Raw genomic sequence first — 13,613 nt, 5'->3', positions numbered from 1 at the left:
TCAAATTTGTAGGTTTAAGGTACACGTTCAGCAGAGGTAGCAATTAAACTTTGTAACTTTTGAAAAAGATTATGATTGCATTTTTTCAATACTCTTTGCTTAAGATTTATATTTAACGCTGCTTAAAATCAGTGAAATGCACACCCCAGCAAACTACTCTGCCGAGCTTCCAACACTTTCACATTTACTATTTTGTCCCTGTATTTATCTTCAGAATCATCAATGCACACTGATTGCATATATGGGCTTTTACCAATAATTTGGTTTTGGTGTTTACCTTTTTTATCGCTAAATAGAACAGGTATAGTTTTACCTACCATACTCTGGTTAAACTCAAGTTGTTGCTTACTAATTAATTTCTGTAAACGAAGAAGGCGCTCTGTTTTAACCTCTTCTGGTACTTGATCTTTTCTTTCCGCTCCCGGTGTGCCTGGTCTTGGGCTGTATTTAAAACTATAAGCCTGAGCATATCTAACTTTTTCTACTAATTTCATAGTTTCTTCAAAATCTTTTTCGGTTTCTCCAGGAAAACCAACAATAAAATCAGAAGAAAATTCGATTTCAGGTTTCAATTTGCGAAATCTGTCTATTATTTCCAAATACTCCTCTGCAGTGTGTTTCCTGTTCATCGCGTGCAATATTTTATTCGAACCAGACTGCACAGGCAGGTGAACAAACGGCATGAGCTTTGGCTCTTCCGCATGTGCCAAGTAGAGAGATTCATGCATATCTCTTGGATGAGAAGTTGTATAACGAATCCTCTCTAGCTTTTCAATTTTAGCAATATGACTAATTAATTTTCCTAAATCCCACACTTCCCCTTCGCACTCCCCATGGTAAGCATTGACGTTCTGACCAAGCAAATTGATCTCATTTGCCCCATTTGCAACTAATTTCAATGCTTCACGAAATATTTCATTCACTGGCCGTGAATACTCAGCTCCACGAGTATAGGGCACTACACAAAACGTACAAAATTTATCACAACCCTCTTGTATGGGAAGAAACGCAGAAGACCCCTGGCTATTGCCATAGCATTCATCTGGCAATTTATCAAACTTTGCAACTTCAGGAAAATCAGTGTTTATTACATGACCTTTACTTCTGCTTGCTTTGACTATCAGCTCCGGTAAGGTAGCGATACTCTGCGGACCAACAACAATATCAACAAAAGGAGCCCTTCTGAACACTTCTTCTCCCTCTGCTTGCGCTACACACCCAGCCACCACTATAGTCATTTCTTTTCGTAACGAATGAATCTTCCCAAGCTCTGAGTAAAGTTTTTCTGCTGCCTTCTCTCTAATGTGACAAGTATTCAGTATCACTAAATCGGCTTTCCCTGCATCACTAACAACGTTGAACCCCAAAGGTTTAATTACATTTTCCATTAAAACGGAGTCATAAACGTTCATCTGACAGCCGTAAGTTTTAATATATAGGCCTTTCATATTTGGTATGTCTTTTTCAAAATTTCTTCACCCTACACGTAAATGTCTAACAGACCAGCGCGTGACGCTAGTGAACTTGCTAGCACAATAGATTTTGACAACATTATACGAAAAACTGGATCCCAGTGTCAAGCACTGGGATGACAAGTTCTCGGCAACCCCTACGTCATACCATCACGGTATCTCTAGATCCCGCTAACAAGTAGCGGGATGACGGTTGTCAGGGTGTCATGAAAGTAGCTAACACTGGCTTCCATCCAAGAGGGCAGTGCCCTCTTCTTGTCATCCCAGTGCTTGACACTGGTATGGCTTTGTTGCATCGCTACTTATGAAAGGCTAACTATAGTTAGGATTATAAGCAACCTATTGAAAATCTTGTTTTTTTGCAATCAATCTGATCAAATTTAAGAATAGTAATTTATTATTTATATTAATAAATTTAATTCTATTGAAAATAGCTAAAGCATTGAAATTCTTGAATTTTAGCCGGATTAGTGAGTGGTAGTGAAATTTCTTTTACTCAAATTTAGGTATTCACTGACCGTTCTTGTTATAAATACCAGAATAATAAGCTACTGATATTCTCTACCTTTTTTATCTTTATCCATCATAGCTAGCGATGCAACAAAGCCCACTGGGATCCAGGAAAAAGAATGGTGTCATCCGAGTAGCTTGACACTGGCATCCAGGAAACTTAATTGCAAGTAATGCATTGAGTTTGGTGAGTATGGGTTTTGCGTTATAGAATGAAGCACTTTTGGTGAATTTGTAAAGAAAGCTGGATCCCAGTGTCAAGCACTGGGATGACAAGAAAGGGAGCACTGGAATTTTTATTTCAGTATTGTACATTAGCCATGCATCTGAACAGATACGAGCTTTCTGCTTTTTTTGGGTAAGGTCAGTCAAAAAGGTTTTACAACAACCATAATAACTATAACTATTATCAATACTGTAACTGCTTCATTTAAAACGCGAAAATAAATATGTGACTTCTTATTCGAACCCATTGCAAAATTTTTCCTATATTTTGCAAGTAGCATATGAATAATTAACATCAAAAGTATTGCAAATGCTTTTACATGAAACCATCCTTCACGATATGCTTCCCTAATAACCATTAGTGTAATTCCAAGACCAAGTGAGAAAAGCATTGCAGGGTTTATGATATATCTAAGTAGCCTCTTTTCCATTGTTTGAAGCAAGCTATCATTTTCCGATCCCGGTTTTACAGTTGCATGGTAGACATAAAGCCTGGGTAAATAAAGCATACCTGCCATCCACATGATAACAGAGATAACGTGAAAAGCCTCAAGCCAGTGGTAATAGTTCATTAGCAAAAATTTAAAATTCCTGGTATTGTGTTAGTTTAATGAAAAAGAAATCGATATGAAAGCAGAAAATTTCACTAAAGAACAGATAATTGGATTCTACAGGAAAATGCTACTCATACGCAGATTTGAGGAAAAAGCAGGACAATTATATGGGATGGGATTAATAGGCGGGTTCTGTCACCTATCAATAGGACAAGAAGCAGTTGCAGTTGGAACTCAAGCTGCATCAAAATTAGGTGACGCTTTTATCACAAGTTATAGAGACCATGGCTTAATGCTCGCATGTGATTCTGATCCAAATGTTGTAATGGCAGAGCTTACCGGCAAAGAAACAGGATGCTCGAAAGGTAAAGGTGGTTCGATGCACGTATTTGACGTTGAAAAAAAATTCTTCGGCGGGCATGGAATAGTGGGAGCACAAGTTCCAATTGGCACAGGAATAGCATTTGCTAATAAATATAAGAAAAAAGATAATGTGGTATTTACATATTTTGGCGACGGTGCTGCAAATCAAGGACAAGTATATGAATCGTTTAATATGGCATCTTTGTGGGAATTGCCTGTGGTTTACATCATAGAAAATAATGAATACGCAATGGGAACCTCCGTGCAAAGGTCAACTTTAGTAACAGAGTTATATAAAAGAGGAGAAAGTTTTGGTATTCCTGGAAAACAAGTTGATGGAATGGATTTTTTCTCTGTTTATGAGGCTACAAGCGAAGCAGCGGAACACACACGCAGCGGAAAAGGGCCTATCCTGCTTGAAATGAAGACATATCGATATCGCGGTCACTCAATGTCAGATCCTGCTACTTATCGCTTAAAAGAAGAAGTTGAAGATATGAAGCAAAATCATGACCCTATAAGCACTTTAAAGAAATACATGACAGATAATAAAATGGCTTCAGAAGAAGAGTGCAAAGTAATTGATAAGGAAATACGTGATTTAGTAAAAAAGTCGGAAGATTTTGCCAAAAATAGTAAAGAACCAAGCGTTGATGAGCTGTATACTGATGTTTATAAATTTGTTAGCTAATTTTTTTATCCAGAACTGTACAAACATTGTATAGTAAACGATGTCATCCAAATAGCTCCTTCTCCCGTCATCCAAGTGCTCTGACTACTTGGATCCAGCTGAGTTGGTGAGTATAAAAGTATAGCTAACGCAAGCTCTACGTCATGCCGCCGCGAACCGTCATACCGCGATTCATTCGCGGTATCTCTAGATCCCGCTAACAAGCAGCGGGATGACGGTTGTCAGGCTAGCTGTCATCTCAGTAGTCTCCTTCTCCTGTCATCCGAGTAGCTGACACTGGTTCCTTTATGACGGCAGTAGCCCCTTCGGTGTCATTCCAGTGCTTGACACTGGAATGACACCAATAATTGACATTTCACTAGATATTCATTATAAATAATGGAATGCTACAAAGTATAAAAACCATATTAATAGAAGACGATAACGTTAGGCTGGATAGGTACATCAGAAGAATCTTTCCTGATCTAAAGCAATCTGTAATTGAAAAATCTTTAAGGAAAGGATTAATCAAAGTTGATGATTGCAAAGCAAAGTCCAGTGATAGAGTAAATTCTGGGCAAACTATAACGCTGAAGCACTTGAATTATATTGAAAACGCTAATTCTGATCGCAAATATAATGAAAAGTTAGTGAATCTACTAAGAGAGAACATATTATATGAAGACGAATATATACTAGCTATAAACAAACCCGCAGGGGTCATCGTTCAAGGTGGCGTAAAAGTAAAGATTAGCATGAGTGATTTGCTTGACCAAATAAGAGAGGGAGAAACATTTAAAATTGTCCATAGGCTAGATAGAGATACGAGTGGAGTGATAATATTCGCACGCAACGCTAATGTTGCCAGATACCTTATGGAAGAATTTAAAGGACGAAGAGTAAAAAAAACTTATTTAGCATTAACTTCTGGCATACCGAGCAAGGATAGTGGAACAATAGACTATCCATTGGTGAAAAAATATGTTTCAGGTCAAGAAAAAGTGGTCGTTGATGAAAATTCACCTCAGAATGCCACTACGCATTTTTCAATTATAGCAAAATCCAAACACAATGTTGCTTATTTAAAATTACAACCAATTACCGGCAGAACCCATCAGTTACGTGCACATTTAGCTCATATAAATTGCCCTATTCTTGGTGACGGTAAATATGGTGGTAAAAAAGCTTTTATTGATGGGATAGCAAATAAAATTCACCTTCATTCGCATTCTTTATCTTTAAAACTGCCAAACAATAAAGAAATCACTATCACCGCTCCTATCACTAAACACATCGAAAAATCCATTGAAGCGCTATTTTTCGACTGAAACGATTTCACCAATCAACTTTTCTGTCTTTGGCTTTAATTTGAAGCACAGATATTAGGCTAATTAATGCGCAGGCAGTAAGATAAATGCCTGCTGCAAGTTTTGTTTCGGTTTTTTCTATAAGCCACATGCATATGTATGGAGAAAGGCCACCAAAAATTCCTGCAGATATATTATTTGCTAAGCTTACGCCAGTGCATCTTACTTTTGTTGGAAACAGTTCACAAATAACAGAACCATATATTCCAAAAGATGCACCTACTGGTATAGTAATCAATAAGTAAGTTATTATTACGACATAGTGGTTAACGGAAGATAATAATGGTAATACACATGTACCAATCAGAGATAGCATAATCAGTACAGGAATCATTACGCGTTTTCTTCCAACTTTATCAGATAAAATTGCAAAAAGTACCGCAGATGCTGCAAATACAACCTGTATTACTATCCTCATTAAATCTTTAACACTAATAGATAAAATAACTAGCTCTTTTATTGATATATTATAAAACATTATTGCTGCGTAGACAATTGCATTCTGAGCAATTCCCAGATTGATTGAAATAATAAGCGGTCTTTTATAGTTTCTTACTAGTTCTAACAATGGTGAATGTGCTAAATTATTAGCGTACTTATTAGTTTTATATGCTAAGCTTTCTTTTAATATGTACCTAGTTAAAAAACCTATTGTCCCCAAAAAAAAGCAAAAATAAAAAAGCAACTTCCATCCCCATATTTCATAGTTCTCACCTGTAACTCTTTTGCAGATAAATATCATTGTTATGCATAAGAGCGTTCCAAGGGCTCCGCTAAAGGGCTTCATACTTCCTAAGAAACCTAGATTTTTTTTATCTTTTGAATGCTCTATCGTAAATGCTGTATTAATGCTTGTTTCACCTCCTGCAGTTATTCCTTGCACTATTCTACAAAACACAAGCAATACAGGTGAAAGCAACCCTATTTCTTTATACCCAGGTATAATTCCCATAATTGTGGATGATATTGAAATTAATATTACTGAAGTAAGTAAAGTCTTTCTTCTGCCATACTTATCTCCCATATAACCAAAAATTACTGCACCAATTGGTCTAAACGCAAAACCAATTGCAAAAACACCAAGGAATTTGAGTGTACTCAAATAATGATCTTCTGATGGGAAAAAAACGTTGATGATTGTATCTGTTAATACTCCAAAAAGAGTGAGTTCATACCACACAATCATGTTACAGATCATGCCCGATAGTATTGCTTTTTGGATATTATTCATGGTCTTTCAATTTAACATAACCTAATATATCATTAACCGGTGCTCCTTGCTATAAAATTTTTCATTCAATAACCTTCAAGGATAATTCACGTAAATGCTTATCCTCCACCTTGGAAGGAGCACCCATTAGAACATCTTCACCTTGCTGGTTCATAGGAAAACAGATTACTTCACGAATATTTGGCTCATCAGCAAGCAGCATAACTATTCTATCAACTCCTGGTGCTATTCCACCATGAGGAGGAACACCAAATCTGAATGCACGTACAAGTGCACCGAATCTTGTATCAACTTCTCCCCGGCTATAACCTGCAATGGCAAAAGCTTTATACATGATATCCAGTTTGTTATTACGAATCGCCCCACTTGACAGTTCTATTCCATTGCAAACAAGATCATATTGGTAAGCAAGGATATCCAGTGGATTTTTGTCCTCTAAATCTTTCAGACCACCGTGTGGCATGGAGAATGGGTTATGAAAGAAATCTATTTTTTTACTTTTATCGTCATATACAAAATATGGAAAATCAATGATCCAACAAAACTTGAAGATATTATCATCTATAAGACTGAGTTCTGACCCTAAAAGAGTGCGTACTTTTCCTGCAATGTTTGCCGCCTCATTCTCTTTGTCAGAAGCAAAAAATACACTATCTCCTGGCTCTATGTTTGTTGCTTCTCTTATGTGGTTTAGCCTATTTTCATCAAGAAATTTAGCAATTGGGCCTTTCGCAGTTCCATCTTTATCAAACGTTATATATCCGAGACCCTTAGCACCGAATTCTTTTTGCGCATGTTCTATCTTTTTATCAAAGAAGCTGCGTGGTTCCTCTGCTGTTTTAGGTGCAGGGATGGCTCTCACTACCATACCACGCTCAATATTGCTTTTGAAAATATTGAACCCTGAATCACGAAAAATTTCTGTAACATCGCTGATTAATAGTGGATTACGCAAATCTGGCTTGTCAGAACCATACTTAAGCATTGCCTCTTTGTATGTAATGCGTGGAAAATCTTTATCGACAGACTTGCGAGAAAATTTAGCAAACACTCTATATAAGGTAGACTCAATAATCTGAAAGATGTCTTCTTGAGTTACAAAAGACATTTCAAGATCTAGCTGATAAAACTCTCCCGGAGAACGGTCAGCCCTTGCGTCTTCATCACGAAAACACGGTGCAATTTGGAAATATTTATCAAACCCTGAAACCATGAGCAACTGTTTGAAAATCTGCGGAGCTTGTGGCAATGCATAGAACTTGCCAGGATTTAGCCTGCTTGGCACTAGGTAGTCGCGTGCTCCTTCAGGAGAGGAAGCAGTGAGTATTGGAGTTTGAATCTCTAAAAATCCTCGCTCTATCATGAGCTTGCGGAGCTCTGCAATAATTTGTGAGCGCAAAATAATATTGTTGCGGACTTTTTCACGTCTTAAGTCAAGAAATCGATATTTAAATCTCATGTTTTCTGGGTATTCTTGCTCGCCGGTAATGCTTGCCAATATACTTCTTTCTTCTTTTGCTATTTCTTCATCAAAGTGGAACTCAACTTCCGACTCAACGCGCAAATTGTTGACTATCACCTCGATTTCTCCGGTAGAAATAGAGCTGTTTACCGTATCTTCAGTTCTAGCTTCAACTATTCCTGTAACAGTAATTACACTCTCCAATTTTAAATTTGATATCTCATCAAAAAAGTCTTTGTCATTATTAAATACTAGCTGAGTGATTCCGTAGAAGTCTCTTAAATCAACAAAAATTAGGTTACCATGGTCGCGCTTACGATATAACCATCCAGAAAGGGTAACTTCCTTTTCTACGTCGTTCTTCCTCAGTTCATTGCACGTATGAGTTTTATAGCAGTTCATATTTGTTTTACTTCTAAATTCTTTAAGAAGTATAGAAATAAACCTTATTACATACAAGCCCGTTCGTCAGATATTTGCGCAATTTTCGAAATAGAGCAGTACTGCTTTTATATTGTCTTTACCCGCAAAAAAATTGCACAATTTCTATAATTATGGTATAATAGTAAGGGTATTTTTAATGAATTAGATACAGGAAATGCCACTTACACAGATCATATTATATAGCGTAACATTACTTGCTGTAGCTGCAGTATTTCTCTTTTTGAGAAAAATATACAAAAATCGCATTAGAAAAATCATATTTCCTAGAAAAGTTTTTAAAGAAGAGTGGGAAGAAGACAGAAAATTCAATGAATTATATCAAAAAAATAAGCAAAAAGAGTTGATGAAACAACAAGAAACGCTACGCGAGAAACAAAAAGATGTGCAAGTTTATAAAGAAGATCCAGAAATAGTTGACATAGCAAAACCGGTAGGTAAATGGACAAAGATGGTTATGATGGGTAATGGTTTAATGCAGCGTTTTGCACAATTGATACATAGAGAAGGCGGACAGAAAGGATTTTGGGAGCTGTTTGTAAAAGCTCAGGCTTCAACTCAAGGTAAACATAAGGGAAAGGGCAGATAATCCATGCTTGAATGTGAAAATTTATCCTGCACTCGTAATAATAAGGTACTATTTAAGAATCTCAGTTTTAAAGCTGAGCTAAAATCAAAGATTCTAATCACTGGTCCAAATGGTAGTGGTAAAACCAGCTTAATTAGAAGTTTATCTGGACTTTTACCGCCGGTATCAGGCAATATAAGGCACTGCGGAAAAGATATATATGATGATCCAAAATCCTATATATCTTCTATGGTCTATATAGGCCATAAGAATGCCTGTAAAGATAGCTTAACTGTTGCTCAAAACGTAGAATTCTGGGCAGGAATACGAAATACTAGAGAATTGATTGTGGCAGCTATTTGTTGCTTGCAGTTGCAACCTGTACTTAATATTAGATATGGCGAACTTTCTGCAGGCTGGAAAAGGAGAGTTGCGCTTGCTCGCCTCTTGATTTCTAATGCAAACGTTTGGCTGATAGATGAACCATTTTGTAATCTTGATAGTGCAACGTGTGAATTAGTGCTGAACCTAATCTCAATACGCTCTGAGCAAAATGGTATAGTAATTATTACAGGGCATAGCTCTACAGAGCAATTGTGTGATTTTACAACGATTGATATACGTAATTTCAATAGACTTCTTGTATAGTTTTTGGCAACAACCGCTAGAAATAAAAAACTTGCTTGACAAACTCCGCCAGCCCCCTTATCATAAACACTGAAGCTATTTATTTATCTTCTCTGTACAGATTAAATGACAAAAAAACTCACGTATCTGGCGTCTCATGTTTAATTTTTTGCACTATGTGCACCTTATGTCTTTATCAAACTTCTACCTACATAAGCTGAAACGCGCTTATAAAGCGTTTAAAACATAAAAAAACGCCAACTTAAAAAATGGATAGTGAATAACTAGCTACCCTAGGGTTTCTTTTGCCTTTTTTTCTGTTTAGTAAATTTCTTAAACATTTATAGCTAAGGTTAGTTGCATTTAAAAGCAGCTGAGTCGCGGTTATTAAGCGTTTAGAATAAAAAAACGCCATACTTGAAAGTATAATGTAAGTAATTAGCCAACTACGGGGCTTCTTTTGCCTTTTTTTCTGTTTAGTAAATTTCTTAAATATTTATAGCTAAACGACAACCGTCATCCCGCTGCTTGTTAGCGGGATCTAGAGATACCGCGAATGAATCGCGGTATGACGGTTCGCGGTGGCATGACGATAAGCTCGTCATCCCGCTGCTTGTTAGCGGCTAAGGGATACCGCGAAGGGATACTGCGAATGAATCGCGGTATGACGGTTAATTATTCTGCGGCGGTATGACGTAGAGCTCGCGTTAGCTATACTTTTATACTCACCAACTCAGTATCCAATCTGGATCCAAGTAGTCAGCTACTTGGATGACAACCTGTTGAGGCTGCGCTTACACATTCCACTTTCTATGCTCACCAAACAAATTTGCTTACTCGCAGCAAAATTTTCTGGATCCAAGTAGTCAGCTACTCGGATGACATCTTTGTGTTTGAGGCAAAACCAGCTATAACATTTCTTCGCAAACAAATGTTCGTACAGTTGTGCGCGTGATGCTGGAATCTAGACAACAATTAGATCCTATTGTCAAGCAATAAGCTACATGTGCTATTTATTTAGTAGATTAAATATGTAATAGTTCAGACTTGATCTGACAGGCGAACAAAGTAAGATAAAAATATGAATAAATTTTAAAGGAGTGTCAGATATGAGTACAACACAAGAAAAAATACTAAAACCAAAGTTGGGATTGCTAGAACTTGCAAAGCAATTAGGAAATGTATCACAGGCGTGTAAGGTAATGGGATATTCAAGGGATACATTTTACCGCTTCAAAGAACTGTATGAAAAAGGAGGAGAAGAGGCTTTACACGAGATAAGCAAAAGCAAGCCATTATATGCAAATAGGGTATCGGAGGATATAGAAAAAGCAGTAATTGAAATAGCAATAGAATTTCCAGCGTATGGACAAGAAAGAGCAGCAAACGAACTGAAAAAGAGAGGAATTCTCATCTCTGCAAGTGGAATAAGATCAGTGTGGCAAAGAAACGATCTTGAGAATTTCAAAAAGAGGTTAAAGGCATTAGAAGCAAAAGTAGCTCAAGATGGCATTATCTTAACAGAAGAGCAGATAACAGCTCTAGAGAAGGCTAAGGAAGAAAAAGAGGCCCATGGAGAAATTGAAACAGAACATCCAGGATACTTGGGTAGCCAAGATAGCTATTATGTGGGTAATATCAAAGGTATTGGACGAATTTACCAACAAACCTTTGTTGATACCTACTCTAGAGTTGCTTTTGCTAAGCTTTATACAGAAAGGACTGCTATTACAGCTGCAGACCTTCTCAATGATAGGGTGATACCGTTTTTTGATGAACAGAAAGTATCATTGCTACGCATTTTGACGGATCGTGGTACAGAGTACTGTGGCAGACCTGAAAATCACGCTTACCAGCTGTATTTGGGGGTAGAAAATATTGATCATTCTCGAACCAAAGCTCGTTCTCCACAAACTAATGGCATCTGTGAAAGGTTCCACAGAACTATGCAAGATGAATGCTACAATATTATCTTCAGAAAGAAAATTTACACCTCTTTGGCAGAGCTTCAGCTAGATGTAGACCATTGGGTGCATTCTTACAATAGATCTCGACCGCATTCAGGTAAATATTGCTATGGTAAGACACCTATGCAAACCTTTTTTGATAGTATGCATATTGCTTATCAGAAAAATATTGATAGCATTAAACAGGATGCTGATTTTGGTTTTGACTTTGTCAATTCTTCTGTCAGTTAATTCACGCCTGTCAGATCAAGTCTGAACTATTACATTAAATATGAAGTTTAAAACTCTGCTATTGACTTCCTGTAGAACTAGTGAAAACCAAACTTGCTTAAAACCACTTAATTAGTTATAGTTATAAGTTTAGGTACAGTAAAATGACAGCTTTTGTCCCCTTGATTATTTTTTTAATCTTGTATCTTGGAAGTGGTGCTTATTTTTCTTTTATCGGAACTGATAATCCACTTCATCAGGTTTCACCAGTAATCTGCTTATTACCAGCACTATTTTTTGCTGTCTCACGTGGTACAAATAAAATTCAGCATAACATCGATACTGTTATCAAGGGCATGGGTGACAAAAACACCCTTACTATGTGTTTAATTTTTTTATTTTCTGGAGCATTTTCTGCGGTGACTCAATCAATCGGTAGCGCAGACACTGTTGCTAATTTAATTCTTAATTTCCTTCCAGCAAGATTACTGCTGCCTGGAGTATTTTTGGCTTCTGCTTTTATTTCAACTGCAATTGGCACATCTATGGGAGTTGTTGCGCTGATGGTACCTATAGCTGTTAATCTGGCAAAAAGTGGAGCTTTTGGTCTCGAAATAGGAACTGCAACTGTAGTAGGTGGTGCCGTGTTTGGCGATAACCTTTCGATGATATCTGATACCACCATTGCATCTGTTTCTTCACAGGAAGCTTCAGCAAAAGATAAACTTAAAATGAACTCTAAAGTTGCACTTATTGCCAGCATTATAACACTCATCTACCTAGCAGTTGCCTCAAATAGTACAAAAATTATTTCTATATCAAATTTAGATTATTATTCTATAATAAAAATTATTCCTTACATTTCTTTAATAATCATGGGGCTGCTTGAAGTCGCCACTTTAGTAACAATAACTATAAACATAATTATTGCTGGTGTGCTAGGAATAACTTTTTTTGACTATGCTATCATTCAATTTCCTCATGACGTGTATGACGGTTTCAAAAAAGTAAACGAAATAGTGATATTTGCTCTATTTATCGGTGGATTGAGCCATATAATGTACAAGCAAGGTCAAAAAGCGTTGCATAAACTCATCGATGAAAGCAATATCACAAAAACTAAAGCTGAATTTGTGATAGCAGGAATTGCGTCTATGTTTACTACCTTAGTTGCCAATAATACCATTGCTATTTTACTAAGTGGTGGCATTGCAAAAAGGCTTGCACAAAAACACAGTATTGCGCCACATCGCAGCGCATACTTATTAGATGTTTTTGCTTGTGCTACAAAAGGTATCTTACCTTATGGTTCCCAACTATTGCTAGCAGGTAGCATCGCCTCTGTATCACCTATTTCTTTATTAACACAGGTATATTATTGCTTTATTCTAGCGGCAGTTACAATAGGCGAAATAATCATCAACAGCAGAAAAGAGAAACATTGTGCGGCTGCAACTTAGAGTTTCTCTTTTTTTACCCATAAGGAACGGAATTACTTGACACCCTTCGCCAACCCCCTTATCATGAAACTGAAGCTATTTATTTATCTTCGCAATCTGTGCAGGTTAATGACAAAAAACTTAGGGTATTTGGCGTCTCATGTTTAATTTTTCGCACTACGTGCATCGCATGTCTTTAAAAATTTCTGGGTTTTTACCTATATAAGCCGAAACGCGCTTACAAAGCGTTTAAGACAGCAAAAAACGTCAAATTGACAAGGGAGAATTTGAATGCTAGCTACTACGGGGTTTCTTTGCCTTTTTTCCTGCTTAGTAAATTTCTTAAACACTTGCGGTGTAGGTTAGTTGCAAGTTAAAAGCAGCTAAATCGCTCTTAATCAAGCGTTTTAGAATAAAAAAAACGCCGATATTTTAGTACATAGTAAATAGCCAACCACCATGGGGCTTCTTTTGCCTTTTTTTTCATTTGGTAAATTTCTTAAACAT

Annotated in this window: 11 protein-coding genes; 6 read left to right on the top strand and 5 right to left on the bottom strand. The window is 36.9% G+C overall.

The features are described from left to right. Nucleotides 1-128 precede the first annotated feature (128 nt). The 3 genes from miaB to hemJ form a co-directional block, all read right to left on the bottom strand. Entirely contained in the window at nt 129-1,448 is a 1,320-nt protein-coding gene (gene miaB / locus ABWU73_RS03720; protein WP_264329713.1) for a tRNA (N6-isopentenyl adenosine(37)-C2)-methylthiotransferase MiaB, read from the bottom strand. A 600-nt stretch (nt 1,449-2,048) separates the two neighbouring features. Then, the gene (locus ABWU73_RS03710; RefSeq protein WP_353285519.1) at nt 2,049-2,354 is read right to left on the bottom strand and encodes a hypothetical protein; all 306 of its coding nucleotides are present in this window, start codon (nt 2,352-2,354) and stop codon (nt 2,049-2,051) included. Further along, nucleotides 2,351-2,779, bottom strand: coding sequence for a protoporphyrinogen oxidase HemJ (hemJ, locus tag ABWU73_RS03705; protein WP_010082641.1), 429 nt, complete (start codon nt 2,777-2,779; stop codon nt 2,351-2,353). The genes ABWU73_RS03710 and hemJ overlap by 4 nt, the downstream gene beginning before the upstream one ends. A gap of 55 nt (nt 2,780-2,834) precedes the next feature. Here hemJ and pdhA point away from each other — a divergent pair, with 55 nt between their 5' ends. Together pdhA and ABWU73_RS03695 are read left to right on the top strand one after the other, a co-directional pair. Beyond that, a complete protein-coding gene (gene pdhA / locus ABWU73_RS03700) occupies nt 2,835-3,815 on the top strand; it encodes a pyruvate dehydrogenase (acetyl-transferring) E1 component subunit alpha (protein ID WP_006279887.1) in 981 nt (326 codons plus the stop codon). Nucleotides 3,816-4,198: 383 nt separating this feature from the next. Beyond that, nucleotides 4,199-5,122 carry an RluA family pseudouridine synthase gene (locus ABWU73_RS03695; RefSeq protein ID WP_006279888.1) on the top strand — a complete coding sequence of 308 codons (924 nt, stop codon included), beginning with the start codon at nt 4,199-4,201 and terminating at the stop codon, nt 5,120-5,122. A gap of 7 nt (nt 5,123-5,129) precedes the next feature. Here the strand turns inward: ABWU73_RS03695 and ABWU73_RS03690 are convergent, their stop codons facing one another. Continuing rightward, nucleotides 5,130-6,392, bottom strand: a complete 1,263-nt coding sequence (locus ABWU73_RS03690) for an MFS transporter (RefSeq protein WP_006280528.1) — start codon at nt 6,390-6,392, stop codon at nt 5,130-5,132. A gap of 61 nt (nt 6,393-6,453) precedes the next feature. Further along, a complete protein-coding gene (aspS, locus tag ABWU73_RS03685) occupies nt 6,454-8,256 on the bottom strand; it encodes an aspartate--tRNA ligase (RefSeq protein WP_007548818.1) in 1,803 nt (600 codons plus the stop codon). 196 nt (nt 8,257-8,452) lie between these two features. Here aspS and ABWU73_RS03680 point away from each other — a divergent pair, with 196 nt between their 5' ends. The 4 genes from ABWU73_RS03680 (at nt 8,453) to ABWU73_RS03665 (ending at nt 13,127) form a co-directional block, all read left to right on the top strand. Beyond that, nucleotides 8,453-8,884 (top strand): hypothetical protein, encoded by a 432-nt coding sequence (locus ABWU73_RS03680; RefSeq protein WP_174515653.1) that lies wholly within the window; start codon nt 8,453-8,455, stop codon nt 8,882-8,884. Between the two features lie 3 nt (nt 8,885-8,887). Further along, nucleotides 8,888-9,511 carry a heme ABC exporter ATP-binding protein CcmA gene (gene ccmA, locus ABWU73_RS03675; RefSeq protein WP_007548816.1) on the top strand — a complete coding sequence of 208 codons (624 nt, stop codon included), beginning with the start codon at nt 8,888-8,890 and terminating at the stop codon, nt 9,509-9,511. 1,088 nt (nt 9,512-10,599) lie between these two features. Beyond that, nucleotides 10,600-11,688 carry an IS481 family transposase gene (locus tag ABWU73_RS03670; protein WP_264329420.1) on the top strand — a complete coding sequence of 363 codons (1,089 nt, stop codon included), beginning with the start codon at nt 10,600-10,602 and terminating at the stop codon, nt 11,686-11,688. Between the two features lie 143 nt (nt 11,689-11,831). Beyond that, the gene (locus tag ABWU73_RS03665; protein ID WP_006280467.1) at nt 11,832-13,127 is read left to right on the top strand and encodes a Na+/H+ antiporter NhaC family protein; all 1,296 of its coding nucleotides are present in this window, start codon (nt 11,832-11,834) and stop codon (nt 13,125-13,127) included. Nucleotides 13,128-13,613: the final 486 nt, after the last annotated feature.

This window comes from Wolbachia endosymbiont (group A) of Andrena helvola (assembly GCF_964028415.1).
In the GTDB taxonomy this organism is placed as follows: Bacteria; Pseudomonadota; Alphaproteobacteria; order Rickettsiales; family Anaplasmataceae; genus Wolbachia; species Wolbachia pipientis.
This window is presented reverse-complemented; position numbering and strand designations above follow the sequence as displayed.

What these genes read in the sequence shown, in the direction of transcription:
- ABWU73_RS03665 (WP_006280467.1), top strand. Translation starts at nt 11,832, where the DNA reads ATGACAGCTTTTGTCCCCTTGATTATTTTTTTAATCTTGTATCTTGGA.
- hemJ (WP_010082641.1), bottom strand. Translation starts at nt 2,779, where the DNA reads ATGAACTATTACCACTGGCTTGAGGCTTTTCACGTTATCTCTGTTATC.
- ABWU73_RS03680 (WP_174515653.1), top strand. Translation starts at nt 8,453, where the DNA reads ATGCCACTTACACAGATCATATTATATAGCGTAACATTACTTGCTGTA.
- ABWU73_RS03670 (WP_264329420.1), top strand. Translation starts at nt 10,600, where the DNA reads ATGAGTACAACACAAGAAAAAATACTAAAACCAAAGTTGGGATTGCTA.
- aspS (WP_007548818.1), bottom strand. Translation starts at nt 8,256, where the DNA reads ATGAACTGCTATAAAACTCATACGTGCAATGAACTGAGGAAGAACGAC.
- ABWU73_RS03690 (WP_006280528.1), bottom strand. Translation starts at nt 6,392, where the DNA reads ATGAATAATATCCAAAAAGCAATACTATCGGGCATGATCTGTAACATG.
- ABWU73_RS03695 (WP_006279888.1), top strand. Translation starts at nt 4,199, where the DNA reads ATGCTACAAAGTATAAAAACCATATTAATAGAAGACGATAACGTTAGG.
- pdhA (WP_006279887.1), top strand. Translation starts at nt 2,835, where the DNA reads ATGAAAGCAGAAAATTTCACTAAAGAACAGATAATTGGATTCTACAGG.
- ccmA (WP_007548816.1), top strand. Translation starts at nt 8,888, where the DNA reads ATGCTTGAATGTGAAAATTTATCCTGCACTCGTAATAATAAGGTACTA.
- miaB (WP_264329713.1), bottom strand. Translation starts at nt 1,448, where the DNA reads ATGAAAGGCCTATATATTAAAACTTACGGCTGTCAGATGAACGTTTAT.